This is a genomic window from Pontibacter coccineus (assembly GCF_030546575.1).
Lineage (GTDB): Bacteria > Bacteroidota > Bacteroidia > Cytophagales > Hymenobacteraceae > Pontibacter > Pontibacter coccineus.
In genome coordinates, this window is record NZ_JAUOTN010000003.1 from 530,866 (window position 1) to 557,479 (window position 26,614).

Annotated in this window: 23 protein-coding genes; 11 read left to right on the forward strand and 12 right to left on the reverse strand. The window is 53.4% G+C overall.

Features of this window, described 5'->3' with window-relative positions; all coding sequences use genetic code 11:
• Window positions 1–66: 66 nt before the first annotated feature.
• The 5 genes from Q4E40_RS09435 to Q4E40_RS09455 form a co-directional block, all read right to left on the reverse strand.
• Window positions 67–1,938 carry a M61 family metallopeptidase gene (locus tag Q4E40_RS09435; protein WP_303411696.1) on the reverse strand — a complete coding sequence of 624 codons (1,872 nt, stop codon included), beginning with the start codon at window positions 1,936–1,938 and terminating at the stop codon, window positions 67–69.
• A gap of 116 nt (window positions 1,939–2,054) precedes the next feature.
• On the reverse strand, window positions 2,055–3,281 hold the full coding sequence (locus Q4E40_RS09440; RefSeq protein WP_303411698.1) for a hypothetical protein: 1,227 nt from the start codon (window positions 3,279–3,281) through the stop codon (window positions 2,055–2,057).
• Window positions 3,282–3,398: 117 nt separating this feature from the next.
• Window positions 3,399–5,789: an ABC transporter permease gene (locus Q4E40_RS09445; RefSeq protein ID WP_303411700.1), complete on the reverse strand. Its 2,391-nt coding sequence runs from the start codon at window positions 5,787–5,789 to the stop codon at window positions 3,399–3,401.
• Between the two features lie 139 nt (window positions 5,790–5,928).
• Window positions 5,929–6,648, reverse strand: a complete 720-nt coding sequence (locus Q4E40_RS09450; protein WP_303411702.1) for an ABC transporter ATP-binding protein — start codon at window positions 6,646–6,648, stop codon at window positions 5,929–5,931.
• A 95-nt stretch (window positions 6,649–6,743) separates the two neighbouring features.
• Window positions 6,744–7,997 carry an efflux RND transporter periplasmic adaptor subunit gene (locus tag Q4E40_RS09455; protein ID WP_303411705.1) on the reverse strand — a complete coding sequence of 418 codons (1,254 nt, stop codon included), beginning with the start codon at window positions 7,995–7,997 and terminating at the stop codon, window positions 6,744–6,746.
• A gap of 290 nt (window positions 7,998–8,287) precedes the next feature.
• On the opposite strand from Q4E40_RS09455, the gene Q4E40_RS09460 reads away from it, so the two are divergent.
• Together Q4E40_RS09460 and Q4E40_RS09465 are read left to right on the forward strand one after the other, a co-directional pair.
• Window positions 8,288–9,667, forward strand: coding sequence for a sigma-54-dependent transcriptional regulator (locus tag Q4E40_RS09460; RefSeq protein WP_303411707.1), 1,380 nt, complete (start codon window positions 8,288–8,290; stop codon window positions 9,665–9,667).
• Window positions 9,657–11,033, forward strand: coding sequence for a sensor histidine kinase (locus Q4E40_RS09465; RefSeq protein ID WP_303411710.1), 1,377 nt, complete (start codon window positions 9,657–9,659; stop codon window positions 11,031–11,033). The genes Q4E40_RS09460 and Q4E40_RS09465 overlap by 11 nt, the downstream gene beginning before the upstream one ends.
• A 108-nt stretch (window positions 11,034–11,141) precedes the next feature.
• Here Q4E40_RS09465 and trxA read toward each other — a convergent pair whose 3' ends face one another.
• Window positions 11,142–11,447, reverse strand: coding sequence for a thioredoxin (trxA, locus tag Q4E40_RS09470; protein ID WP_303411712.1), 306 nt, complete (start codon window positions 11,445–11,447; stop codon window positions 11,142–11,144).
• 241 nt (window positions 11,448–11,688) lie between these two features.
• Between trxA and Q4E40_RS09475 the strand changes: the two genes are divergently transcribed.
• Complete coding sequence (locus Q4E40_RS09475; RefSeq protein WP_303411714.1) at window positions 11,689–12,924, forward strand: lipase family protein; 1,236 nt, start codon at window positions 11,689–11,691, stop codon at window positions 12,922–12,924.
• 31 nt (window positions 12,925–12,955) lie between these two features.
• Window positions 12,956–13,174, forward strand: coding sequence for a hypothetical protein (locus Q4E40_RS09480; protein ID WP_303411716.1), 219 nt, complete (start codon window positions 12,956–12,958; stop codon window positions 13,172–13,174).
• 723 nt (window positions 13,175–13,897) lie between these two features.
• Here Q4E40_RS09480 and Q4E40_RS09485 read toward each other — a convergent pair.
• A complete protein-coding gene (locus Q4E40_RS09485) occupies window positions 13,898–14,695 on the reverse strand; it encodes a class I SAM-dependent methyltransferase (protein WP_303411718.1) in 798 nt (265 codons plus the stop codon).
• Window positions 14,696–14,807: 112 nt separating this feature from the next.
• Between Q4E40_RS09485 and Q4E40_RS09490 the strand changes: the two genes are divergently transcribed.
• From Q4E40_RS09490 to Q4E40_RS09505, 4 genes are all read left to right on the forward strand, one after another.
• On the forward strand, window positions 14,808–15,122 hold the full coding sequence (locus Q4E40_RS09490; protein ID WP_303411720.1) for a hypothetical protein: 315 nt from the start codon (window positions 14,808–14,810) through the stop codon (window positions 15,120–15,122).
• A 365-nt stretch (window positions 15,123–15,487) separates the two neighbouring features.
• The gene (locus Q4E40_RS09495; protein ID WP_303411722.1) at window positions 15,488–15,781 is read left to right on the forward strand and encodes a hypothetical protein; all 294 of its coding nucleotides are present in this window, start codon (window positions 15,488–15,490) and stop codon (window positions 15,779–15,781) included.
• Window positions 15,778–16,608: a sensor histidine kinase gene (locus Q4E40_RS09500; RefSeq protein ID WP_303411724.1), complete on the forward strand. Its 831-nt coding sequence runs from the start codon at window positions 15,778–15,780 to the stop codon at window positions 16,606–16,608. Before Q4E40_RS09495 ends, Q4E40_RS09500 begins: the two co-directional genes overlap by 4 nt.
• Window positions 16,609–16,618: 10 nt before the next feature.
• Entirely contained in the window at window positions 16,619–17,050 is a 432-nt protein-coding gene (locus tag Q4E40_RS09505; RefSeq protein WP_303411726.1) for a response regulator, read from the forward strand.
• 43 nt (window positions 17,051–17,093) lie between these two features.
• Here the strand turns inward: Q4E40_RS09505 and Q4E40_RS09510 are convergent, their stop codons facing one another.
• Window positions 17,094–18,350: an MFS transporter gene (locus Q4E40_RS09510; protein WP_303411727.1), complete on the reverse strand. Its 1,257-nt coding sequence runs from the start codon at window positions 18,348–18,350 to the stop codon at window positions 17,094–17,096.
• A gap of 468 nt (window positions 18,351–18,818) precedes the next feature.
• Here Q4E40_RS09510 and Q4E40_RS09515 point away from each other — a divergent pair, with 468 nt between their 5' ends.
• Window positions 18,819–19,109, forward strand: a complete 291-nt coding sequence (locus tag Q4E40_RS09515; protein WP_303411729.1) for an HNH endonuclease — start codon at window positions 18,819–18,821, stop codon at window positions 19,107–19,109.
• 13 nt (window positions 19,110–19,122) lie between these two features.
• Here Q4E40_RS09515 and Q4E40_RS09520 read toward each other — a convergent pair whose 3' ends face one another.
• Window positions 19,123–20,622: a nicotinate phosphoribosyltransferase gene (locus Q4E40_RS09520; protein WP_303411731.1), complete on the reverse strand. Its 1,500-nt coding sequence runs from the start codon at window positions 20,620–20,622 to the stop codon at window positions 19,123–19,125.
• 134 nt (window positions 20,623–20,756) lie between these two features.
• On the opposite strand from Q4E40_RS09520, the gene Q4E40_RS09525 reads away from it, so the two are divergent.
• Together Q4E40_RS09525 and Q4E40_RS09530 are read left to right on the forward strand one after the other, a co-directional pair.
• The gene (locus Q4E40_RS09525) at window positions 20,757–21,824 is read left to right on the forward strand and encodes a DUF6687 family protein (RefSeq protein ID WP_303411733.1); all 1,068 of its coding nucleotides are present in this window, start codon (window positions 20,757–20,759) and stop codon (window positions 21,822–21,824) included.
• A 330-nt stretch (window positions 21,825–22,154) separates the two neighbouring features.
• The gene (locus tag Q4E40_RS09530) at window positions 22,155–23,000 is read left to right on the forward strand and encodes a universal stress protein (RefSeq protein ID WP_303411735.1); all 846 of its coding nucleotides are present in this window, start codon (window positions 22,155–22,157) and stop codon (window positions 22,998–23,000) included.
• Between the two features lie 81 nt (window positions 23,001–23,081).
• On the opposite strand, the gene Q4E40_RS09535 is transcribed toward Q4E40_RS09530, so the two are convergent.
• From Q4E40_RS09535 to Q4E40_RS09545, 3 genes are all read right to left on the reverse strand, one after another.
• The gene (locus Q4E40_RS09535) at window positions 23,082–23,471 is read right to left on the reverse strand and encodes a hypothetical protein (RefSeq protein ID WP_303411737.1); all 390 of its coding nucleotides are present in this window, start codon (window positions 23,469–23,471) and stop codon (window positions 23,082–23,084) included.
• 45 nt (window positions 23,472–23,516) lie between these two features.
• Window positions 23,517–24,350 (reverse strand): thermonuclease family protein, encoded by an 834-nt coding sequence (locus Q4E40_RS09540; RefSeq protein WP_303411739.1) that lies wholly within the window; start codon window positions 24,348–24,350, stop codon window positions 23,517–23,519.
• 123 nt (window positions 24,351–24,473) lie between these two features.
• On the reverse strand, window positions 24,474–26,513 hold the full coding sequence (locus tag Q4E40_RS09545; protein ID WP_303411741.1) for a tetratricopeptide repeat-containing sensor histidine kinase: 2,040 nt from the start codon (window positions 26,511–26,513) through the stop codon (window positions 24,474–24,476).
• Window positions 26,514–26,614: the final 101 nt, after the last annotated feature.

Here is a 26,614-nt window from a genome sequence, read left to right on the forward strand (position 1 = left end):
ATTTAAGACAAATTCGCTTTGTTGAAACAGCGGGATAGTTAAAATGTTGCTTTAAGGTATGGTTTCTTAGGGCATGGTCTCGTTCAGCCAGGAGGCACGCAGGCGAAGCTGTCGTTCGGTTGGCGACTCCACAGGCTCGAGCAGGTGCAGCACTTCCCGCTTGACAGGGGTTACTTTACCCGTGAGTTTTTTGGGCTTCACAACACCCTTGGCATCTTTGCGCCCTACGGTGATCTCTATTTTGCTGCCCGGCTTGGCCTCTTGCAGCTCTTCGCCTATGATGTCGCGGATATTCATCGTGGTCACTTCCTTACCATTGAAAGCCAGCAACTGATCGCCTTCCTTGAAGCCCATCTGCTTCCCGAACTCGTCCATGTCGTCGGCCTCGGCCACTGTGATCTTGTCGGCCTCCCGGTCATAGCCCGGCACAAATCCTCCATAGGAGTTCACCAGCTGCACGGCCACTGGCTCATACTTCACGCCCACTTTTTCGAACAGCTCCCCTAAAGGCAGGGGCTCACTGCCTTCCACATAGCGGGCAAAAAAGGTCCGTATCTCGGGATAGGTCAGTTCGGCTATTTTATCGAAAAGCTCGTCGTCTTTGAAGGGTTTGCCTTTGCCATAGGTTTTGGCCAGGTCCTGCATCAGGTTCACCAGCCCGTATTTGCCATCCGACAGGTCGCGCAGCTGTATGTCCAGTGCCATCCCGATCAGGGCACCTTTCTGGTACACGTTGCCATACTGGTTTTCGTACTCATCCAGCACTTTGGCACTCATCTCCGTGAAAGGCAGCGTGTCGTTAAAGGCCATGGAGTTGAAAATATACTCCCGGATCTTCTGCATGAATTCGTCCACCGAGATCAGGTTTTCGTGTACCTGCACATGCGAGGCAAAGTATTCCGTTACGCCCTCATAAAGCCACAGGTGCTTCGACATGCGGGGGGTGATGAAGTCGAAATCATGGATCTCCTCGGACTGGATGGAGAGCGGCGTCACGATATGAAAGAACTCGTGGGCCGCCACGTCGCGCATGGTGCTGTTGAAACGCTCCTCAGGCATTTCGGGCAGATAGTAGACAGAAGAATTTGAATGCTCAAGCGCCCCATAAGAGCCCGACTTGCCCGGCCGCTCCGGCACGTAGATCAGGAAAGCGTACTTATCGACGGGCAGGGTGCCGCCGAGGTAGCTGCGCTGCGCTTCGAGTATGTCGCGGATGTTATCGGCGATGGGCCTGGAAGTAACCCGACCGGTCGGGGAGTAGACGGACACCAGCACTTTGGTTTCGCCCAGATGGAGCACCGTGGTGTCAGGTTTACTATACATCAGCGGCGAGTCAGCCAGCTCCACGTAGTTGGGCAAGGTATAGGTGTCGGTAGTGGCGGTACTGGAACTGGCCTGCAGCGCCGTGGAGCCATAAAAGCCCTCAGGTTTGGTGACGGTAAGTTCGTAAGGCACCTGCTTGAGTCCGTCGAAATAACCCACGAAGCCAAAGGTGTTGAGCAGGAAATTCTGGCCTTCTTCGATGTTGGTGCCGCCCGGCTCAAACACCACATCCTGCCGTCGGGCAGCATCGAAGGTGTCATCTACCCAATATGTGATTTTATCCAGGTTCTGGGCCTCCGAAATGCGCCAGCGGTTGGTGTCGATACGCTCGACTGGCAACGGCTTGCCCTGCTTGTCCAGTGCCTGAAACTCGGACACGAAATTGCCGAAATTGGATACGGAGTAAGTGCCGGGCACGATCTTGGGCATGTTGTAAACGGCCTCGCCTTGCTTGATGGCCGGCGGGCGCACGCTGACCGGCACCTTGTCGCCTTTGACTTGCGTGAGGTCGATCGAGACAGTATAGTGAGTTTCTGAACTCGACTGTGTGGCAACGGAAGAACAGCCGAAATGCAGGCTGAGCAGCAGCAACAGGATTGTTTTGGTTAATTTCATGTATGCGGACCTGAGTTAACAAATTAGTTAACGGTCACAGGCTGCTTTTGGGTTTGCACTTGCCTTTTCTCCAGCAAAGAATCGACGAAAAGAGGGCCGGCGCCCCCTGCCTCCCGCTATCGGAGGGCGCTGATTACTTTGTTTTTCTCATAATCAGAGCCGATGGTGTTGGCGGCTTTCTCAACCTCTGCCCGCAGGCCCTTGTCATCGGCAGGTATGGCGCTGGCAATGTTGCGGAGCACTTTGCCCTTCTCATAGTCAGAGTTGATGCGGCTTACAACCGGCAGTAGCTCCTTGTACTGGGCCTGTGACAGTTTGTGGTTCTTTAGAAGGAAGTTGACGATTTTGGCCTTCTCATAATCTGACGAAAACTTATCGATGATGGAGAAGGTCGGTTTGTAATTGTGCTGGATGAATTCAGGCTGATTGGCGAGTTGCTGCAGTACTTTAGCCTTTTCGTAGTCGGAGGAGATTTTGCCAGACTGCTCCAGCGCCATTGCCGTGCTCTCTTTGCTCAGATCAGGCGTCTCCAGCAGGTAAAGCAGGGTCTTGCGACGTTCATAGTCAGATTGGATTTTATCGCTCACTTGCAGATAACTGCCTGTAACGTCTTTGTTTTTGAGGTGCGAAGCTGACACACTCCCCAAGGCCTTGCGGCGTTCGTAGTCAGAGGTTATGTGCTTGTCCACAAACTGCAGCGACTGCTTCACGTCGGTAGGCTTCAGGCCAGGTTGCTGGAACAGGTAATTCACAAAGCGCATCTTAGCATGTTCGCTGCCAGCTTTTTCGGCCTCTGCCAGCACTCCTTTCGCACCTGATTTACCGTATAGGTCGCTCACCAGTTCGGCTATGCCTATACCCGTATTTGCCATCAGGTCTGGCATTACCTGCTGCAGCCACTTTCTGCCAGCTGGCTCATAGGCCACCTGTTTACCGTTCTCCGAGTAGGTGCGGGTCAGTTTGCCATTAGCATCGCTTTTGATCTCCAATCGCTTGGTGTCGTCATTGACAGAGCGCATGTACTGGATGTAGCCGTTCGGAGAGATACTTTTGATGTCTTTCAGGTCATCGGTGAGTGTTACAGTTCCCTGGCTTTTCAGTTCTTCCCGCTTGTTGTCATTCGAGTTGATGTATACCTGCTCCCCGTTCTTACCGTCTTTGCCCTTGCCGCCTACCTGGATCCGGACGCTCTCGTTTTTCTTCTTTGTCCTGATTGTATCCTGCTGCATAACTTCCACGCCGGTTATGAGTCTAAGGCTGGTAGAAGCGGCAGGGCGCAGGTCAAGCATACTGAGCACACCGGCGGCAAGCGAAGCAAAAAAGACAGTAGATGGCTTTGTCATAGTTTTTATTTTCAAAGATGCTTTTTTGTGTGAAAAGGATGCTTCAGCGGGTATATTTAATTAACAACCCGCTGAATTCACCTTTCAATTAACAATACAAACACAAACTCAATCAGATTACTCAGTGCGCAGCGCCTGCACCGGGTCTTCCAGTGCGGCACGCATAGCTTTGAAACTAACAGTAAGAATGGCAATGAAAAGCGCCAGCAGCCCGGAAACGATAAACACCCAGATACTGATCGGCGTGCGATAGGCGAAATCCTGTAGCCACTGCTGCATGCCGTACCAGGCGACCGGGCTCGCGATAAGGATAGCCAGGCATACCAGCACGACAAAGTCTTTGGTTAGCAGCACCACTATACCTGAAACCGAGCTGCCCAGTACCTTGCGGATGCCGATCTCTTTGGTGCGCTGCTCTGTGGTAAAAGAGGCAAGCCCAAACAGGCCCATACAGGCAATGATGATGGTGAGGAACGTGAAGTACCCGAAAATGGTCAGCATCTTCTCTTCTGCCCTGTACTGCTCATCAAAACTCGCATCCAGAAAAAAGTAGTCCATCGGGTGAGAAGGAGCCAGGCGCTGCCAGACGTTTTCCACGTGGGCCAGGGTTGCCTCCATGTTCTCGGGGTTGATGCGTGCCATCAGGTAGCCATTGTTCTGAGGGGCGAGCATGATCACGAGCGGTTCTATCTGGCTGTGCAGCGAGGTATAGTTGAAGTCCTTCACCACCCCGATCACTTTGGCCCGTGTTGTATCGGAGCCCCCGATGCGCTTGCCAATCGGATCAGTCCAGCCCATCACTTTGGCGGCGGCCTCATTCACCATAATACCGTACTCCAGGTCGGTGCTCATGTCTTTTGAGAAGTTCCTGCCGGCTACCACAGGTATAGCCATCAGGTCGAAGAATTCATAATCCACCCAGATGGTGTTGAAGGTCTTTTCCACCATCTGGTTATCGCGCTCCACATTGAAAATGATAACCCCTGTGCTTGTACCCGGAATCATGGCGCTAGTGGTAGCGCTGGTGATGCTCGGGTGCTTGAGCAACTCGGATTTCACGACAGGCATTTTGTTGACAATGGTTGTATCCCCGCTTGGAATGTCAATCACCAGCACCTGCTCTTTGTCGAAGCCGAGGTCCTGGGTTTTGAGGTAATGCATCTGGCTGTACACCACCACCGTGCCGATGATGAGTACCAGCGAGATGGTGAATTGCACCACCACCAGTCCTTTTCGTAGATAAGCACCACTGCCCGTTGGCATTTTGCCGGTTTTCAGGATGTCAACCGGTTTGAAGTGCGACAGCACCAATGCTGGGTAACTGCCTGCCACCAAGCCGATGAAAAAGCCTACCCCCAGCAGTGTGAGGGCAAATGAAGACTCAAGGAAATAAGTGCCGGGTATATTTTTATCGGCAAGTGTGTTGAAAGTGGGCAGTATCAGTTCGACCAGCACCAGGGCCAGCAGCACGGCCAGCAGGGTCACCAGGACCGACTCACTGAGAAACTGCGCAATGAGTTGAGAGCGGTTGGCCCCCACTACTTTGCGTAACCCTACCTCTTTTGCTCGCTTGGTTGCACGCGCCGTAGCCAGGTTCATGTAGTTGATGGAGGCAATCAGGAGAATGAACAGGCCAACAAAGGAGAAAATGTAGATGTAGGATTTTTTGCCAACCGGAAACACCTCCCAAAGATAGTCTGTGTTCAGGTGAATGTCTGGCAGCGCCTGCAGGTGCAGTTGCACCCGCTCCGTCGTGTTGGGGCGCCCTGGCGCCACCCGGCGCTCCACAAAGGCCGGTAGTTGTGCCCGAAGTGCCGTGGCATCGCCAGCGTTTCTTAGCAGCACATAGGTATAGCTATTCGTGTTGCCCCAGTTTGTGCGCATGCTGCTACGTAAATCCGCAGGGATGGTGCTAAATGAGGTAAGCACGTTGGGCCGCATATGGGCCGCATCCACAGGCTCGAATATACCTGTCACTTTATAGGATTGGCTGCCAATACGAAGGGTACTGAACATGGCATCCAGCGGATCGCTAAAGAACTTCGCCGCCACATCCTTCGAAAGCACCATCGTGTTTGGCTCCATCAGGGCTGTCTTCGGATCGCCCTCCAGCATTTTGTAGTCAAAGAGCTGGAAGTAGTTGCTGTCCGCCCAAAAGGTGTGGTCTATGGTGATGGCTTTGTCCTCTAAGCGGAGCACCTGCTTGCCGCGGTTGATCATGCGGGTAGAAGCTTCCACTTCGGGGAAGTCTGCTGCAAGGGCAGGAGCCAGGGCCGCGTGCGTAACGGAGGCTTTCTCGACCTCATCCTCTACGATCAGGTCGTTGACGACGCGGTAAATCCTGTCGTGCTTAGAAAAGGCCTTGTCGTAGCTGAGTTCGTGCTGCACATACAGGTAAATGAGTATGCAGGAGGCGATGCCGATTGCCAGGCCCACAATATTGATGGCCGCATACACCTTGTTCCGTGTCATGTTGCGCCAGAAGATGAGAAGGTAATTCCTGAGCATAGATGTTTGCCGCTTTAGTCACGCATTAATTTGGTCGAGAGTCCAAGGCTATACCTGCTCTACTGTCCAGCTTCCGGCGCCTCCGTTCACATGGCTGCGAGGTGTAGGTTCGGCACTGCACAAGTTGCCGCTATCAGCCTTAGAGCAGCTCTGCAGCCTGCCTTCTGGCATTGAGGCTTTCTGTCACGATCTGACCGTCAAACAGGTTCACGATGCGGTGTGCGTATTCAGCATCCGACGGCGAGTGCGTAACCATGACTACCGTGGTTCCTGCGTCGTTGAGCTCCGACAGCAAAGACATCACCTCCCGGCCGTGTACCGAGTCCAGGTTACCGGTCGGTTCGTCAGCCAGGATCAGGCTGGGGTCGGACACGGTGGCGCGGGCAATGGCCACACGCTGCTGCTGCCCACCGGAGAGCTGCTGCGGAAAGTGGGCGTGGCGGTGGGCGATGCCCATGCGCTCCATAGCCTCTTTCACACGTTTGCTTGCCTCAGCGCGCGGAATACCCAGGTAGTCCAGCGGAAGACTGATGTTTTCCTCTACCGTCAGCTCATCTATCAGGTTGAAGCTCTGGAACACAAAACCCAGGTTCTGCTTGCGGATCTTGGCGCGCTGCCGCTCCGATGCGTGGCTTATGTCCTGGCCCAGGAAGCGGAAAGTACCACTTGAAGGACTGTCAAGCAAACCAAGAATGTTCAGCAGCGTGGACTTGCCGCAGCCGGATGGCCCCATCACCGCAACAAACTCCCCTTTTGCAATGCGCAGGTCCACCCCCGCCAGGGCGGTGGTTTCTACCGTGTCGGTAATGTATTTTTTCTCCAACTGCTGTGTCTCGATGATGAATTCTTCCTTGCTCATGATTTCTATATCGTTAATTGTTTAATTGCTATATTGTTGAGGGTTAGATTGTTGTAAGAATTGAGTGTTGTAGAGCTATCCACTTAGCCATTTATTTACTTTAACTCCAGCCTGTCTATGTCGCCATAGCTTTCATATGAGGACAGCACCACCCGTTCACCCGGCTTTAACCCGTCCAGCACTTCGTAATGCCTGGGGTTCTGGCGTCCTAGTTTGATGGAGCGTTTGGTCGCCTGATCACCAGACTCATTTACCACGAATATCCAACTGCCACCTGTACTTTGATAGAATCCACCGCGTGGCAGAAGCACCGCCTGGCCCCCATCATTCAGGTTCAGCCTGATCTGCAGGGTCTGACCACGGCGTATACCTTGCGGAGTAGCGGCATCGGCAAACTCCAGGTCTACCTGAAAAGTACCACCCTGCACTTCCGGAAACACTTTGGCTACTTTTAGTTTATAATTCTGGCCGTTGAAATCGAAGTTGCCCTCCAGTCCGGGGTAGATGCGGGAAATGTAGTGCTCATCTATAGCGGCTCTTACCTTGTAGCCGCTCATGTCATCCACCTGGCCGATGTTCTCACCCGCGCCTTTTGACTCGCCTACCTGCGCCTTCAGGGTAGACAGCTGACCGGAGATAGGGGCGGTGACATAGAGGTTGTTCAATGTGTTGCGGGCCATGTTGATGTTGGCCTGCATTCTTCTGATGGACTCATCCAGCTGGCGCAGACGGTCATCCAGCAGCTTTGCGTCCTGCTTTACGGAGCGGTCGCCGAGAGCCTTGCGTTTTTTGAGGAAATCGTACTGATCCTTGGAGGCTTCGAATTCCTCCTGCGAGATCGCTTTTTCAGCGATCAGCATCTTGTTGCGGTTGTAGGCCCGCTCTGCCAGCGCCAGGTTGTATTCGGTTTCGGCCAGTTGGTTCAGCTGCCTGATCTGGTCCTGCTTCATCGTGATTTCGGAGTTCTGACGCTCGTTCATCAGGTCGTAGAGCTGTGTTTCGCGGGTCATAAAGTCGATCTGGAGCGTTGTATTGGAAAGCTTCAGGATGGTATCGCCCTTCTCCACCATGCGGCCATCATCGGTATAGATCTTTTCCACGCGGCCACCTTCTGTTATATCCAGGTAAAATGTTTTGAGGGGCTCCACTGCACCGTCGATGGCGATGAACTCCTGAAACACGCCGTTCTCTACGGTGCCCAGGGTAATGCGCTTGCTGTCAACATTGAGTTTAGAGGAGTGCTCGGCGAATAGCAGGTTGTATAAAACCACCACCAGCACCAGTGTAGCACCGGCAACAGCAGCGATTTTTTTAGGCGTATATTTTTTCTTTTCTATGACGCGATCCATAGCGGGGAAAGGATTTCTGTATGATGCTGAATGGGGACGCCAATAAGTATGCCATTGTGTTTAATATGCTTGCTTTCAGTCGTTTACATGAATATGTAAAAGCGTTGATAGGATGAAGTGTACGGTATCGTACAGCCGGTTGTCTGTATGCGGACACTTAAACACGCGTAAAATAATACCGTGCTGTGCGCCTCTGGATTACTGGCCGGAAAGGTCTATTTTAACTTTTGGTATTGTGAACCAGAAAGTTTTTCTTTACCTCGAATAATTTGTGAATGCCCTTGTTGCTTATGCGGAAAATCGATTGTAAAATACTGGTTGTAGATGACGGAGAAGACATTCTGCTGGCAAGCAGGCTGCTGCTCAAGCAGCACTTTGCCACAGTGGTGACGACTTCGGATCCATACAGCATCCCGGCGCTGCTGCAGGAGCACCAATTCGACGTGGTACTCCTGGATATGAATTACAGCACCGGGGCCACCTCCAGCAAAGAAGGTCTGCACTGGCTGAAACAGATCCTACAACTGGCACCGGCAGTCAAGGTGATTCTGATGACAGCGTATGGCGACATTGAGCTGGCAGTCCGTGCCCTTAAAGAAGGAGCTACTGATTTTGTACTGAAGCCCTGGCAGAATGATAAACTTGTGGCTATTCTGAAAACTGCCTGTCACCCCAACAGGCAAGAAGGGAGACGCAGTGCAGGAACAGCTGACCAGAACAAGACAGCCTTCCACTACGCTGATTTTATTGGGGTGTCGGCAGCTATGCAGCGGGTGTACCAGACCATAGAAAAGGTGGCCGGTACGGAGGCCAATGTACTGATACTCGGGGAAAACGGAACAGGCAAGGAGGTGGCGGCACGTGCCCTGCACCGCAAGTCGAAGCGCGCCGACAAGGTATTTGAAAAGGTGGACTTAGGCGCCATCAGTGAAACACTCTTTGAAAGCGAACTGTTCGGCCACGCCAAAGGCGCCTTTACTGATGCCAAAGAAGAGCGCATGGGGCGGATGGAAGCGGCAAATGGCGGTACCTTGTTTCTAGACGAGATAGGCAACCTGTCGCTGCCGCTTCAAGCCAAGCTCTTATCTGTGCTGCAAACCCGCCAGGTGATCCGGCTTGGCTCCAACAAGCCCCGGCCCATCGATTTTCGCCTGATCTGTGCGACCAACATGCCCCTCTACGACATGGTGCGGGCGGGTTCCTTTCGGCAGGACCTGCTTTACCGCATCAACACTGTAGAGCTATACCTGCCTCCACTGCGGGAGCGTCGGGAAGATATCCGGTTGCTGGCACAGCACTTCCTGCGCGTATACAGCCAGAAGTATGAGCATGAAGCGCTGGGTATAGCGCCTGACACCATCCGCCGGCTGACCGAGTACCGCTGGCCGGGCAATATCCGGGAGCTCGACCACGCCCTGGAGCGGGCCGTCATCCTCTGTGACCAGCAGGAGCTGCAGCCAGAGGACTTTTACTTCGCGCCGGGCGATGTGCCAGGCAAGGCCGCCAGCAACGAAACTGTTCTGGAGAGCGACTATACCCTGGAGGCTCTCGAAAAAATGATGGTGCAGAAAGCCCTTGTCAAGCACGCAGGGAACATTACGCATGCAGCAAAAGAGCTCGGCATCACCCGAACCGCACTTTACCGCCGCATAGAGAAATATGGTTTATAACCGCTTCCGAGCGAACCTGCTGCTGCGGGTGGGGCTGCTAAGCATCAGCATTATTGCCTTGACGCTCGTCCTCTTCCGCACCGAATGGTATGTGACTGCCGTGTGCATTGGCTTGCTGCTGCTCCTGCAGCTTTACGACCTGGTGCGTTACGTGGAGCGGACTAACCGCGACGTAGCGGGCTTTCTGGAGGCCATCCGACACTCGGACTTCACCCAGCGCTTCGCTGTAGCAGGGAACAATCCGGCATACAAAGCGCTTTATCAATCATTCAACGATGTATCCGATGCCTTCCAGCGCATCAAATCGGACAAGCAGGCGCACCACCTATACCTGCAGACAATTGTGGAGCATATTGGCGTAGGCATCATTTCTTATGATGAGCGCGGTCATGTGCTGTTAGTGAACAACATGATCAAAGAAGCGCTGCACTTGCCCCATTTGGAACACATCGGGGCATTAAGCCGCATCAGTGAGGAGCTCGTGGAGGTACTGCAACATATCGGGCACCAGGAGAGGAGGCTCGTTACCCTGCAGGTGCGGGATGAGCAGTTGCAGTTGGCCTTGCATGCCACCACTATGGTTTCACAGGGGCGCACGCTGAAGATCGTGTCATGCCAGAATATCAAATCTGAGCTGGAGGAACAGGAACTGCAAACATGGCAGAAGCTGATCCGAGTACTCACCCACGAAATAATGAATACCATCACACCGGTCATCTCACTCACTTCCACTGTTTCGCAGCTGATGGAAGAGGAAGTCGTGCGCAAGGCTGTTGCCGGCCAGGTGCCTGAGGAGGAGGTGTTGGAAGATATACGGGCTGGATTGCAGACAATAGAGAAACGGAGTGCCGGGATGCTCCATTTTGTGAAGAACTACCGCCGCCTGATGCGGGTGCCAACACCAGAGGTCCGGACCGTGAAAGTAAAAGACCTGCTCAAAAGCGTCTATACCTTGTTGCAGCCTGAAATGGAAGCGAAGCGCACAAAGCTCACCATTTACCTGCGTGAAGAAAAAGCTGAGCTGCAGGTAGATCCGGAACTGATCGAGCAGGTGCTGATCAACCTGATCAAAAATGGGATGGAGGCAAGCCATCAGGCAGCGACTCCCCTGGTAGAGGTGTTTGCCTATCAGGATGAGCAGGACAGTAGTCGCTTCCGGATTGATGTGCAGGACAATGGCAGCGGTGTTTCCCCTGAGGATCTGGATAGGATCTTTATTCCTTTTTTCACTACCAAAAAGCAGGGATCAGGTATAGGCCTCAGCCTCTCCAGGCAAATCATGCGCCAGCACGGCGGCAGCATACGTGTCAGCAGTTCACCGGGCGGCCCCACCACCTTTAGCCTCACTTTCAGAAACAAGCATTAAGATTAGTTTTGAAAACGGTGCATGGGTTGGGATTACCGCCCGGGCACCTTTCAGTACTAGTCGCAGCTACAGATCCTGCCTGACGAAGACTTCTAACTCCTGACTAATCTAAATGTTTTGCTGTATAATCTGGCTGAGTTGGTGACCCGGGACGGCGCCGGCTTGTTTCCAGACTACCTGCCCGTTCTTGAAAAGCATGAAGGTCGGCACACCCTGTACGCGGTACTGCTGGGCAGCGGCCTGGTTCTTGTCCACGTTTATTTTGATGACCTTCAGCTTGCCCGAGAAGTCTTTTGCCAGTTGTTCTACCACGGGGTTCATTGTTTTGCAGGGGCCGCACCAGTCGGCGTAAAAGTCCACAAGTACCGGCATGCCCGGGCTCTTTATCAGTTCAGCGAATGATTTCTTTGCCATAGCTCTATTGTTTAACCTGTTTTTACGAAGCGCAAAGTTAAAGGATAAACTGCTTAGGCTCATCAAGTCCACTCTTTTACTATCCTTACAATACTGAATATACCGGACTGTTCGTGCTGCATTGCACAGGTCAGTTCATGGGTTGGCCGCAGCTTGTGATCGGGCTAAACCTTTGGCTGCCAATCGGGAACTATAGACGGCGTGGGAAGATTATTGTACTGACAAGATCCTCCCGATAAACATGACAAACCTAAAATATAAGCTGAGACGCTGGATCAGCACCCTTACCATTGTCGCCCTTTTGGTAGTTGCCACGTTCCCGCTCAGTTCCTGCAGCAAAAGCGATGCGGCTATACCTGAAGATTTGGCGGAGCGCGAACGACTCGTCTCAGCCGAGAAAGTAGGCACCCTGTCTGCGGGCATGCTCAAACAACTGGCCGGAGCCTATGCCGGCAGCTTCCAGAGCCAGATCAAGCACGACGTGGCCATTTACAAAGTGCATTACCGCACCACCTTTCAGGGCCGTGAAACCGAAGCTTCCGGCTTGGTAGCCCTGCCGATGAACCTGAGCACGCCAGCCCCGTTGCTGAGCGTGCAGCACGGCACCATCTTCGAGCACGACGAAGCGCCCTCTGCCATGAACGGCGGCCTCACGGGCTTTGAGGTCTTTGCATCAGGTGGCTATATCACCCTTATACCTGACTACCTCGGCTTTGGGGCTTCCAAGAACCTGTTGCACCCTTACTACCACCGGCAGTCCTCAGGTATAGCCGTGGTCGACATGATCAAGGCAGCAAAGACCCTGTACGCTCAGGAAGGTATAGCAGACAATGGCCAGCTGTTTCTGGCGGGCTACTCAGAAGGCGGCTACGTAACGCTGGCTGCACAGCAAGAGATTGAAACCAACCCGCAGCATGGCCTCAAAATCACCGCCTCTGGCGCTGGAGCCGGTGGCTACGACCTGACCGAAATGCTGGCTGATGTAGTGGCGGGCAAGCCCTATACCTATCCGGCCTACCTGGCGTATGTGCTGATGAGCTACAACAAAACCTACGGGTGGAACCGTCCGCTCAGTGATTTTTACCAAGAGCCTTACGCCACCCGGCTGGCTACTATGTTCAACGGCCAGCACAGCGGCAGCGCTATCAACAAACAGCTGACCACCCAGACAGAGCAGTTATTTGCAGCCTCTTTTCTGGAGGGGCTCCGTGGGGATGGCGAGCGGGCCCTCAAAAAGGCCCTGCAGGAAAATAGCTTTAACAGTTGGGTGCCGCAAAGCCCGACGCGCCTCTACCATGGCACTGCTGATGTGATCGTGCCGTTTGCTAACTCAAAGCAGACGTACGAGCGCATGAAAGCAGCCGGCGCCCCGGAGTTAGAACTTATACCTATCCGGAATGGCACACACAGCAGTAGCCTGATTCCGATGCTCACCGACCTGATCCCCTGGATGCAGTCATTTAGGACAAATCCGTAAAGGTGCATTGCATGATAGCTATGGCTGGTCTATGGCGCGAGCGTCCACGCTCGTGTCTACTATGGTGGGGCATCCCCGAGACTGCGCTCGGGGTAGGCTGGCCCAGGTATGGTTGCTTCTGCTTATGCCCTCGCTCGCGTCCCGCGAGTGTGCGGTATACGGCGGACTCTGGCCGCTGAAGCATGAAGGCAAGTTTGTAGCTGGTGTAGCTACTGCTGTTGCAGGTATAGCGAACTGTCTTGTCTTATAGCTTCGCCTGTGCAGCGGGCACCTACTTTTTTTCTTGATAAAAAAAGTAGGCAAAAAAATCAAGACGCTCCAAACTCGCTGAACGCTCGAACAGTGGAGCGTCATTTAGTGCACCTGGCTAATGCTAATTGTTTCATAGCTTACGGGGCAAGTTACTTTTGCTATACCTGCCAGCGGTGCGCTACAGTACCGAAACCTATAGTACTTATTCCTATGAATTGGCAGCTGCCAAAAGTCCCCCTTCGAAGGGGGCAGGGGGATGACAATCGTGCATAGAAAACCGGAGCTAAATTGGTTATAACTGGCAAATGGCAGTTACATGCTCCCCTCCTTGGATAAGGAGGGGCAGGGGTGGTTGGACCCGGTATAGTGAAAAAGCAACGCAGCTATACCTAAGAACTAGCAGCTACAGAAAAGTCCCCCTTGGGGGTAGGGCCCCTCGTTTTGGGAGAAATCTGATTGAGTGCGCAAATATTGAAAAGATCCAGATATCTCCTGTCGTCGAGATGACAGCTTGATTTAATCTTGGTTTAAGTTGATGGCTTTAGGGGTAGGTGATGTGTTCCCCTCTCGGGAGGGGCGGGGGTGGGTTAAATCAGAAGGAGCCTAAATTCCAGAAGCTACATAGTTATACCTGCACATTGCTCGCAACATCAGTGAGGTCCCCCAGGTGAAAGCTCCTCGTTAAAGAAGAGGGCAGCGGAAGATAACAACCGTGCAAGCCCTATACCTTGGTACATTTCAGCGAATACACCATCGGGATCAGATTTTGCAGGTGCCTGATGCGCCAGTAGCCGTCCGGGCCCTGCACGGTGTGGCTGAAGCAGTTGTAGGGGGAATAGGGGAACTCATGGAAAAGCTCCAGCTTCAGCCCCTGGTTCAGCAGCGCAGTGATCACTTCGCTCAGGCTGTGGTTCCAGGAGTATTCTTTGTACTGAATAGGTGCATCCCGGTCTGCGTAAGTGCCCGTCTGTACTTCTATAATTGGCTCGGGGATGTTGTGGTAGGGGTACTGCACTTGTGTAAAGTCGTTATCGAACATCCAAACCACGGGATGGAACTCGGCCATGTAAAAAGTGCCCCCCGGCTTCAGGAAATGCGCAATCACCTCAGCCCAGCGGTTCAGGTCGGGCAGCCAGCCAATTACGCCGTAGGAGGTGAACACAATATCGAATTGCCCCTGCAGGTTTTCTTTCAGATCATACACGTTGGAGCACACGAAGCGGGCATTTAGACCAAGCTCGTCGTTCAGCTTTTTTGCTTCCCTTATCGCCTCGTCCGACAGGTCTATACCGGTGACTTCAGCCCCCATCCTAGCCCAAGAAAGAGTGTCCTGGCCGAAGTGGCACTGCAGGTGCAGCAGGCGCTTGCCAGCAACAGGCCCCAGTTCTTCCAATTCGATGGCGTTGAGGCTGGATTTTCCTGCCTTAAAACCGGCGACATCATAAAAAGCGGAGTCCTTGTGCACGGCAGTGCGCAGGTTCCAAGCCTGTCTGTTCGCTTCAAAATATTCCTGTTCCATCCAGTCTCTGTGTGAAATGTTAGATTAGTTGAAAGATAAAAATACAATAAATAGCTTTATCTAAAATTTTATATATTTACATTTATTATTACCTACGAACAAATCAATTTACATGAAAATCACAGGAAATGAGGGCGGTCCGATAGACCGTGACCAGGCTATAAAATGGACAGCTAACTACAGATCGAGCGGCAGAGGAAAAACGAATTGCCATCTGTTTGGAGGTGAAACTGTACAGCAGCTTCTCGATCAGGAAGGGTGTGTGGCAATGCGCATCTATTATGCTCTGGATGACAATGGACAGCAACAGTTGCTGCTGGTAGGAACAGACGCAGAGGGAAATGATCTGACGGAAGGCCTGATTCTGGACTTATCCAGCCCATGCCCTCCAGACTGTTCAGTTAACAGCAGCGAGTTGGCTGGCTAATGGAGGTTTTTATAGGACATATTTATCCTTGGTTGAAATGGGTTGCTGTACTGAGCCCTCTTTTGCCTTTTGTGATTGGTCTGTGGTTGATCAGAAAACAGAAGGACACACGATTTACGCTGCTGTTTCTGTTCATAGCCATTGGGGTGCTGACAGAAGCTGTATCCAGGATTACAGTGATGATCGGTACGACAAATAATCTTTGGTTGGCCCCTGTGTATACCTTGCTGGGCTTCAGTGTACTTGCAGGTATATTTTATTATAGTTTTGATAAAATACTTCTGAAACGAGCCATCCTAGTTGGGATTGCAGGGCTATGTATACTCATTTATTATGATGCCTTTGTCACGTACGGAATAACGAAAATGAATTCAGTGTCCAGGATAGCGGCAAATGCGATGTTGATCGTGATGGCCATCACTTATTTTTACAAGGTCGCAAACAATGCTAAAGTCATTTACCTGGACCGCGACCCCATGTTTTTGCTGAGTTGCGCCATCCTTATTTACTACGCCGGAACAAGTATGTCGTATGCTATTTTTAACGAAGCACTGGCTATTTCAGACGATGCGGCACGCATCTGTTTAGCCATCATCATGGTACTGAATGTACTGTTCTACATAAGCCATGCATTTATATTGAGGAGAATGGCCGCATGATAGAAACGTTAACCCCGCTGCTGATCATCACACCGGTACTGCTGGTGCTCTCCATTGGCATCATCATGTTTGTGTTTGCCTACCAGCGGCGCATGCTGCAGCACCAGGAGCACCTGCGCGAACTGCAGGAGCTTCGCCAGAGACAAATGCTGGAGGCAGCCCTTGACGCGCAGGAAGAAGAGCGCCGCCGCGTAGCCCGCGACCTGCACGACGAAGTGGGCGGTATGCTGGCCCTTATCCGGCTCAACATCGGTCAGGTGGAGCGCAAGTGTGCCGAAAACGAAGCTGCCGCCGAAACTGCCCACCGTTCCAAAGAACTGCTCGATGAAGCAATACACAGCGTGCGCCGCATCTCCCACGACCTGCTGCCAGTGGTGCTAGACAAAATGGGACTGGTGCAGGCCATTAACAGCCTGGTGCACTCAGTGCCGCCCGACAGCGGCCTGGAAGTGAGGTTCACCCACAACCTGGAGAACTTCCGGCTACAAGCCCGGCAGGAATTGCTGCTGTTCCGCATTCTGCAGGAGCTCGTCAACAATACCCTGAAGTATGCCGAGGCGACGCAGATCACGATCAACCTACACCGCGAAGACGATAAGCTGACCCTGCGCTATACCGACAACGGCAAGGGCTTTGATTACGACGCTACCCTGGAGGCGGGAGGGGGAAGCAGTGGGCTTGGCCTGAAAAACATGCAAAGCCGCGTGGACCTGCTAAATGGGGCCATTCACTTCTTTTCGAAGCTGGGAGCAGGTATAAAGGCTGAAATAGTGGTCCCTGTTGCTTATCTTATCATTATTATTTATAACTTTGGTTTGCTAACCTAAGCTTTACTTTATGGAGCTGCAGCCACTTACACTTGCCATCGCGGATGATCATACCCTTTTCAGGAAGGGCGTAATCGAGATTCTGAAGAATTTCGAGGAGATCACGGTGATAAGTGACGCGGCTAACGGGGCAGAACTGCTTGAGAAAATAGAAGGCAACCTGCCGGACATCATCATGCTGGACCTCGAGATGCCTGATATGGATGGCATTGCCGTGGCCCGCTACGTGCTCAGCAAGTACCGCAAAGTTAAGATCCTGATCGTGTCCATGTATGGGGAAGAAGAGCTGGTTAAGAAACTGCTCGACGAAGGCGTACACGGTTACCTGCTCAAGAGCGCTGACCCTGAAGAACTGCGGGAAGTACTCCAGTTGCTACGGAACGGCAAAACACACTACCCGGTCTTCTCTCCGAATTATTTCACACAACGAACGCTCCGATAATAATAAAAAAAGCCGCCCTTACGAGCGGCTTTTTTTATACCTGTCAGCCTACCACCCGGATGCGGCTCACGGTCCACACGGCGACCAGCGTTACCACACACGCCATAATACCCACCCAGTTGAAGTGCGCGAGCGTGCCACTGGCTGTTTCCTCCACAATAAGACCACTCACGAAAGCCGCTATACCTGCCCCCAATTGCTGTACCGAAGAGTTGATGCTCATGAAACTGCCACGCAGCTCCGGCTCCACGCTGGACGTGACCAGCGACATGGCCGGCACAAAGCGGGCTCCAAACAGGATAAAGAAGAAGGTAGAAACAGTGAGTGCGAGCACCATGCCCACGGGCGGCAGGTTCGTAATGAGCACAATCGGGATAATGGAGAGAATGGCAGCCCACCGGAAAATGAGGTGCTTGCCATGCCTGTCAGCCAGGCGGCCCGCCCACTGGGAGGTGAAGACCGTGGCGAGTCCGCCGAACAGGTAGATGTAGCTCAGGTCACGCTCGGTAAAACCCACATTGGCCACCATATACGGACTGATGAACGGCACGACCAGGAAGCCTGCCATGGTGAGCGTCATCGTGAGCGCCATCGCCCACTGCAGATTAGGTTGCACCACCATCGCCTTGAGCGCACGAAACGGATTGCCGGGTCTGGCATTGGTCAGGTGACCGCGCATGGCCGGCAGAAAACGCACCGCCACCAGCAGGATAACCACGCTAAGACCCACGAGCAGGTAAAAGGGAGCATGCCAGCTCATTTCACTGGCCAGGTATAGCCCGATGGGTATACCGGCAATGGAGGCCACCGAAAATGCCGCCATTACGCGCCCGGTAGCCGCGCCACGGCGATGTTCCGGTATGGCATCGCCGATAATGGCCAGCACCAGCGCACCCAGCACACCGCCAAATCCGCCGGCCACCACCCTAGCCACCAGCAGCAGCCCATAGTTAGGGGCAATGGCGCAACCCAGCGTACCCACAATAAAGCCCACGTACAGCGCCAGCAAAGCATGCTTGCGGTCGAAACGGTCGATGAAGAGGGCGCTCACAAAACCGGCGATGGCCGCACTAAAGGTATAGGCCGACACGAGCAGGCCGAACTTGCTGGGGGAGATGCTGAAGACCCGCATCAGTTGCGGACCGAGCGGCATCATGATCACAAAGTCCATCATGTGCGTGAACTGGATCGCGGCCAGCAAAAAGATCAGCAGCCCCTCCCGGATCTGGTCTTTTGGTACCAGGGTTTCCTGTAGAGGAGCAGTTATCGGAGCAGGATTATTATCCTGAAATCTATTCATAGTTTAAACATTGAAATCAAAACAGGGCGCCAATGTACTAATAATTTGCGTCTGCATAGAGGTTAATTTTATTTCTGTTCACACTTAGCGGTTTCTACGGAGGGTGAACATTGTGTCGGTGCAGGCGCCCTATCAGTTGCTAACCAAAAACCTAGTGTATACGCAATTCGACCCCCAAGTGCTATACCTGTTCAGTAGATACTTATCTGTTCATGTTAACGGGCACTTGAGCATAACTGGATGTGATTGATGCTAGCTAGGCGCAGGTCTTGTAAACCTTGCAAGCGGGACAAATGTTTTAGACAGGGAAAGTGTAGTTACCCTTTAGAAATGAGGTGTGCAGGCTGACAATTGCCTCTTTCGTACTACATGATCGTAAACAGCAGCCGGGACGTGCGCGCTGTAGCATTTTCCGGCCTAAGCAACGCTCACGTGTAACTGAGGGCCTGCGCACAAAGTAAAAACCTTATGGCAAAGAAAGAAGAGGAACTGGTCTGTGAGCTCTGCGGCCGGGAGGTGCAGTACCTCACGCGGCACCACTTGGTTCCCCGCGAGGAGGGAGGCCGCTATGGGGCCACGGCCGAGCTGTGCCAGCCCTGTCACAGCACCCTGCACCTGACCTTCAGCAACCGCGAACTGGCCCTGCAGTACAACTCTATCCCTGCGCTGCAACAGGCCGAAGACCTGCAGAAATACCTCAAATGGGTGCGCAGCAAGCGTGTTGAGCGGATCTCCAACAGGCGCGGCCGCAGGCGCTAAGGTATAGCACCCGCTAATGTGCCTGGCGCTCCTTCAAAGCAGCCTCGCCTTTCTCGCGAATGGCCAGCACCAGGTCGGTTTTAAACTGGTGGAAGCCCGCCTCCAGACCGGCCGGATAGCTGTGCGGGTTCAACAGGCGGCGGATGCTTTCGTGCAGCTTGCCGATCTCTTCTTTACGGTGCTTCCGGATGGCTTTCAGGTCAGGCAGCTCCTGGATGAGCTCTCCCTTTGCCAGTACAGGCTGCAGCAGGTCTTTGTAAGAAGTGCCTTCCGGCACAGCTTTGCGGCGGGTGTTGTCGAGCGGATTCACGATGAGCATCTTTTCTGGCAGCGGTTCTGCTTCGTTGAAGATCATGTCTCCCACAAAGCCATCTTCATCGTAAAAGCGGCGCACCTGCTGTATACCTGGGTTAGAGGTTTTTTCGAGTTGCTCCGACAGTTTCAGGGTATAGTTCCACTCCCCGTTCTCCTGTTTAAAGGCTGCCAGCTTGTATACCCCGCCCAGCGCAGGCTGGTCATAGGCTGTCACCAGTTGCGTACCGATTCCCCAGACATTGATTTTGGCGCCTTGCTGTTTGAGGCTGTTCACAATGTTTTCGTCCAGGTCGTTGCTGGCTACAATGTTGGTATCGGTCATGCCCGCCTCGTCGAGCAGCTTGCGGGCCTCGATGCTGAGGTAGGTCAGGTCGCCGGAATCCAGTCGGATGCCCTTTAGCTTAAAGCCAGTAGCATACAGCTTTTTGGCTACCTCAATGGCGTGGCGCACGCCTTCCAGTGTGTTATAGGTGTCCACCAGAAACACCGAGTCGTGGGGGAAGGCCTTGCCGTAGGCTTCAAAGGCGTCTGCTTCGCTTTCAAATGCCTGCACCCAGCTGTGGGCGTGGGTGCCGCTCACTGGTATACCGAAGAGCTTGCCGGCCAGCAGGTTGGAGGTGGCATCCACTCCTCCCACATAGGCGGCTCTGGCAGCGGCCAGCGATCCGTCTATACCCTGGGCACGGCGCATGCCGAACTCACTCACCAGGTCATCTTTGGCCGCTTCTTTGATGCGGGCCGCTTTGGTCGCGATCAGCGTCTGAAAGTTCACGATCGTAAGCAGGGGCGTTTCCACGAGCTGCGCCTGCAGGAGCGGTCCGCGGACCCGGATCAGGGGCTCACTCGGAAACACGACACTTCCCTCCGGTATGGCATCCACGTCGCAGGTAAAGCGAAGGTCGCGCAGGTAGTCCAGGAAAGCCTGCTCAAACAGCGGCTCGTTGTGGCCGCTGCGCAGGCTGCCCAGGTATGCCAGGTCCTCTTCCGTGAATTGCAGCTGCTGCAGATACTCCACCACATGGGCCAATCCGGCCGCCACCGTATAGCCTCCTTTAAAAGGCGCCTTGCGGAAATAGAGATGAAAGACGGCCTCCCGCTCTGCTATACCTTCTTTCCAGTAGCCGTAGGCCATGGTAAGCTGGTAAAGGTCGGTCAGGAGGGAAAGGGAACTGCGGTATAGCTGCTGAAGGGTTGACATGTTGCTGTGTATTGATAATGCTGTAAAAAACGAAAGGCAGGATAACTGGATGTTCCGGCAATCTGGTACAATGGTCCTGCTGTTAAGAACGCCCTAATTTAAGGGATGACATCAGATTTAGCTATATTTAAGGCATGATAAAGCGACAGTTTATACCTTTTGGCGAAGTAAAAGAGAAGAAGGCCATCATCGTAGACAGCATGCACCCCAACGGACTGGTGCTCTCGCATTGGCGCGGTGCGCCCACCCCTGCTGAAGTGCGTGACGATACCAGCGCTGCCATGGTTCTGCATGCGCTCCGCCTCAACCTGCCCGGTTTGGAGCTGCCTTACGTCACGGCCAATCACTTCGACATCGACGGATTTGTGGGCGTGTGGAGTCTGCTGAACCCGGAGGTGGCGCTGGAGAACGAGGAGCTGCTGCGCCTGATGGCCCACATCGGCGACTTCCGGGAGCTGGACCTGAACCACCCGCTGGCAGGGGAGGCCCTGAAGCTGGTCTGCTGGCTCAACACCCGCGAGCGCGACATGTTCTACGCCCCCTTTGCCGCCGACGAGTCTGAGGAGAAAGAAGCGAAGCGCTGCGTCGATAAGTTCAGGTATTTCCTGCGGGAGTTCGGCCGCGTGCTGCAAGACCCGGACTGGGAAAAACCAGTTTGGGAAGAGGAAGTGGCGGACGTGCTGCTCGGCTACCGCGACATGTACAAGCCCGACACCAAACTGCAGCGCTTTCCTGACGTGGGCCTGATCGTTATCAATACCCAGAAACCGGTGCATTACTATGCCTTGTTTAGCCGCACGATCGGCTTTGACATCGTGCTGAGCTGCTACGAAGGCAACCGTTACGAACTGGAGTATAAGTACACCACCTGGGTGGACTTTACTTCAAGGCCTACGCTGCCCCGCATCAGCCTGAAGCCGCTGGCCGGACAGCTCAATGCCCTGGAAACCTCCGGCTATACCTGGACGGCGGACAGTTTTACCGAAACCGGACCGTTGCTGCGCCTCGAAGGAAAAGACCTCTCGCGTACGGAGCGCTACGACCATCCGACCACCCGTGAGATCTATGCCTCGTCTATACCTGCTGACGAAATGAAGCAACTGGTCGTGGACTACTTCCGGGAAAAGTACGCAGGTATAGTGCCAAAGCACTACTGGACCTGGGAGGAAGTGAAGGGACTGAACAAGGAGATAGGCAAATAGCAGCCATCCCTGGTGCCTCTACCTTAGCTTTTTCTAGAACAGAAGAAACTGGAAAAAAGGGCGTACTCATTGTCTCTTTAATAATGGATTTTTACAAGTTAAACTGTCTAGCCGCACAGCTGAGTTTTGTATTTGACTCGGGTCCTTTGTTCAGCTTTCTGTTATCATACGAACAGACCAAAGCGTCTATAAGTCAAGTATAGGCGGGCGGGCTTTTTGTGTCTGAGATGATGCCGGTCATTTTTATTGGCAAGATTAAAGCGCATTTTTGCTTCGGTACGTATACATAGTGAATCTCTGATATAGACCGCCTACCAACCACCAGACAACATGAAAAAAATACTTTGCCCCACCGACTTTTCTAAAACAGCAAACAAAGCGCTGGAATACGCTGTGCTGATCGCCCGTCAGTCAGGAGGGCACCTCACCCTGCTGCATGTGGTGCACCTGCCCATTGTCGATACTTCTGAAACCGCACTGGTGGCCAGCGAGTTGCTCGGGGAGCAGATGCGGGATGCCGAAGTGCGACTGGTAAGCCTTTGTCGCGAAATAGAGGAGCGGCATGGCGCAAACCGAGCTGACGGGTTTACCTGCGACTACATCATCAAGGAGGCCTTGTTAACTGACATTGCCGAGCACCTGACCAAGACCGTCGGGTACGACCTGATCGTGATGGGCACAACGGGCGGCGGCAATGCGCTTGAGGAGCTGTTGATCGGAAGCAATGCCGAAGCGGTGATGGAGCAGGTGAAATGCCCGGTATTGTCTATACCTTCCACAGTCGCACAACCGCACATCAGCAAAATTATTTATGCTTCGGACTATGCCGCCGATGATATAGCCACCCTGCGCGAAGTGTTGGACTTTGCAGCCATGTTCGGGGCTAGCGTCGATGTGGTGCACGTAAACAAAGCAGGACGCACGAGCGACAGGAAAACCGGTTTTATGCAGGAGATTGCGCAGGCTTTCCCGGGTGCTCCCATCCATTTCGAGGAAGTGGCCAGCAAGCACCGCACCGACGGTATAAAAGAATACTACAACGCGTCAGGCGGCGACATGGTCGCCATTCTGCGGCGTGAAAAAGGCTTCCTGCGGGAGCTCTTCTCGCAGAGCCTGGCCGAAAAAATGACATACCAGGCAGAAGTGCCTTTGCTGGTATTGAAAGGCAGAAAGTAAGGTATAAGCCGATAAAAAAAGTGGCCGCCCCGAAAGAGGCGGCCACTTTTTTTATATCCTTTTGCTAGTTTGGCGCTGCTCTCAAAGGCCTGTCTCAAACTGGACGGAATTCTCGTCGAAAACATAGGCAAGGTCGGCGCTGCAGGTTTCGCAGTTGTAGCGGTCAAAAGCCTCGACGGCGCGTGGCAGCGACAGGTTGCGGAAAGTGCTCGCGCAGCTGATCAGCACCGGGCAATCGTGTTTCTGGTGGAAAGTATCCTCGGCTGGGTCCATGCAAATGTATACCCGCTTTTTCTCCACTCCTTTGAAAGAATAGAACTCAGGCTTTGGACGGGGCTCGCGCTTTACTGTGTCGGCAATTGCACTTGTCTCTTGCACGGCAGTTTGCTCTGTTTGCGCGTTGTCAGGTGATTGGCAGCCAGCCAGCGAGATGAGCAGGCCAAACATACCTGCCAGGGTCTTCTTGAACATATCAGTGTTAGGTTGGATAGAATGCTATACCTAAAATAGGCGGAATTATTTAGGGCTGCAAGATTTATCAGCCCGTCTGTTGTGTTGGCGGATCGCCTCGGCTTCTGTAACCGTGATGACCTGCTCTTTGCAACGCTTCAACACGGAGCAGTTCGTGCTATAGTGGTAAACAGATGAGCCAGAGCTATCGCAAAGGTATACCTGGCGTTTGGAGGCGCCGGCAGGCACAGGGGCCTTGCTGTTGTCCACGGGAGCAGGCTTTTGCTTGCGGAAATCCCAGGGAGCTACCGGGTTCGGGTCCTGCCAGAGGCCACGCTTAAAACGGCGTGCATCCGCTTCCAGGTTAGCCAGGGTTTTGTCTTTGGAGTAGGCGGTGTAGTGCCAGGCAAAGCCTTCGCGCACCAGTTCCTCGTTCAGGCTTCGGCCATCCGGCAGGATGATCGTGCCCACGGTGCGGCCGTAGCGATCTTTGTTGCCTTCGATCAGGCGCACGTTTTTGCCAAAGGCCAGGTCAGAGGCGAATTGCTTGGCCCGCTGTCCGTAGGCCTGGTTTTTCTCAGGCGTATCGACGCCAAGCAGGCGTACCGTAATGGTTTGACCGTTGCGCAGCAGTTCAAAGGTGTCGCCGTCTTTCACACCCACCACCCGGTCGCCCGGCACCGTCGGAGCTTCCGTTTCCGGCACTGCCTCCGTTTTATCCCGTGGGACTACATCCGGCCTGGTAGGGTCTTCTGGTGGTGCAGTTGTTTCGGGTGTGTTTTGCTCCACAGCACCGCGGCGCTGACGGAATTCCTCCCGTGCTTTTTCATTGTCCTGCTTGCAGGCAGGCGCCGCCAGCAGGCTGGTGAATAGGAGTAGGTATAAGATGGACTTATTCATGGGGCAAAGGTGCTGCTATTCTCCTTTTACCGCAAACAGAAGTATTTGTTTTTATGGAAGCCTCCATTAAAAATGGCTGCCTCTTTTCAGAAGCAGCCATTTTTATAAATCTTAGAAAAGCCCCTAGGCTAGTTGCAGCTGTTCCGCTGCTTTTTCTTCTTTCTCCTGCACCGGAGGCGCATCACTTTCTTTCTCTTCTTTCTTAACGGAGCAGGGGAGTGTGAACATGAACGTGCTGCCCATACCTGGTACACTTTCCACCCAGATCGCGCCGCCGTTGTGCTCCACGAAGTCTTTGCAGAGCGCCAGGCCCAGTCCGCTGCCTTTTTCGTTGGCTGTACCCCGGCTGGAGTAGCTGCCGCCACCAAACAGCTTCTGCTGCACCTCCGGCGTCATGCCTATACCTGTATCTTTGACCGATACCAGCACATGGTCGTCCTGCAGCCTGGCTGAGAGCGTCACGATGTCGCCGGCCTTGCAGAACTTGATGCCGTTGGAGATCAGGTTACGCAGCACCAAACGAATCATTTCCTTGTCGGCACAGCCAGCCAGGCTCGGATCGATCCGGTTATCCAGCACCACCTCTTTACTGCTGGCCACAGGCTGCAGCAATCGGATGTTCTCGTCAGCCAATTCGCGCAGCGGAAGTGGTTTCGGGTCGGCCTCGAAGCCTTCCATTTGCGCCCGGGCCCAGTCGAATAGGTTGTCGAGCATCCAGAGTACGTTCTGCTGTCCTTTTACTAAGCTATTGAAAAGTCCTTCCTGTTTGTCGGCCGGTACTTTGCCCATGGCCATCACATGCAGCAGTCCTTTGAGCGCCACCAGCGGGCCACGCAGGTCGTGGGCGATGACGGAGAAGAGCTTGTCCTTGATAGTGTTGAGCTGCGTAAGCTTTTCCTTCTGTATGTTGAGCTGCTGGGCCTGTTCCGTCAGTGCCTTCTGGTGCTGGTTCAGTGCTTGGTTCTTGTGCATGATCAGCTCGTTCTTCTGGGTGAGCAGCTTGTTAATGCGGCTCTGGTGCTGTCGTTCTCTGAAGAACACATAAGCCATGGCACATACCAACAACAGCAGTGCAATCGTGAAATATTGCACAATGCTGCGCTGCTCCAGTTTGCGCAGGTTCAGTTCCTGCTCGGCGCGGAGCAGCAGGTTTTCCTTGTCTTTTTGGGCGGTTTCGTACTTCACACGCTCCTGCGCGATGCGATCTGCTGCCCGTTCGTTGTGCAGGCTATCGTTGTAGGTGGTGTGCAGTGTCAGGTAGTAGTGGGCCATTTCAAAGTTGCCCATGGCCGTGTAGATACGGTCCAGGATGGCGGCATTCTCGCGGAGCACATACTTGCCTTCGTACGCCCTGGCAAGTTCCATGCTGGCCAGCGCGTTATCGAGCGCTTTCTCGAATTTGCCGGCCTTTAGGTACGACTCGGCTTTGCCGCGCAGCACATACACCTCATCATGCTGACTGCCCAGGTCATTGGCTATCAGGTGGGCTTTGTTTAGGTAAGAGAGGGCGGTCTGGAAGTCGTTTTTGCCGTTATAGGCGTCTCCGATGTTGATGAGCGAGATCAGGATGCCCTGTTTGTCCTTCAGTTTTTCCTGGATAGGCAGTGCTTCCCGGTAGTAAACCAGCGCCAGGTCATACTTGCCCTGGTCCAGGTATACGCCACCGATATTGCTCAGGGCGCTGCTCATACGCAGGGTGTCCTGTGCCGTGGTGGCGAGTGAGAGTGATTTTTTATAGAGCGGCAGCGCCTCTTTGTGGTTATGCTGGTCGGCATACACATTGCCGATGTTGTTGTAGCTGGCACTCAGGTCTGACGGATCGCCCAACTTCTCGCGGATGCGGAGCGCCATGTAGTAAAACTGGACGGCCTTGTCGATATCGCCGAGCAGGTAGTGGCCGGAGCCGGTTTCATTGTAGGCCAGGGCCAGTAATTTGTCGTTACCCGCCTCCCGTGCCAAGTCCACCGCCTTGTTGCCGTACGCAATGGTGGTTTTCGGATTGATGCTGTTATGCGCCTTGCTCAGTTCACAGTACAACTCAACTTTACGGGTTATATCCTCCGTCCGGTCCAATTCAGTCTTCAAATCCTGGATCAGGATTTTTTGCTGCGGCTGAGTCAGGCCGATAAATAGGAATAAACGAGTCAGGAATAGTAGAAGCATAGGTACGTCTCTACAGTTTGGATTACCGTAAATGATTCATTAGCAGGGAGCAATATAAGAATTTAATGGTTAATAATGCTAATACGGATATGGGAATAGAA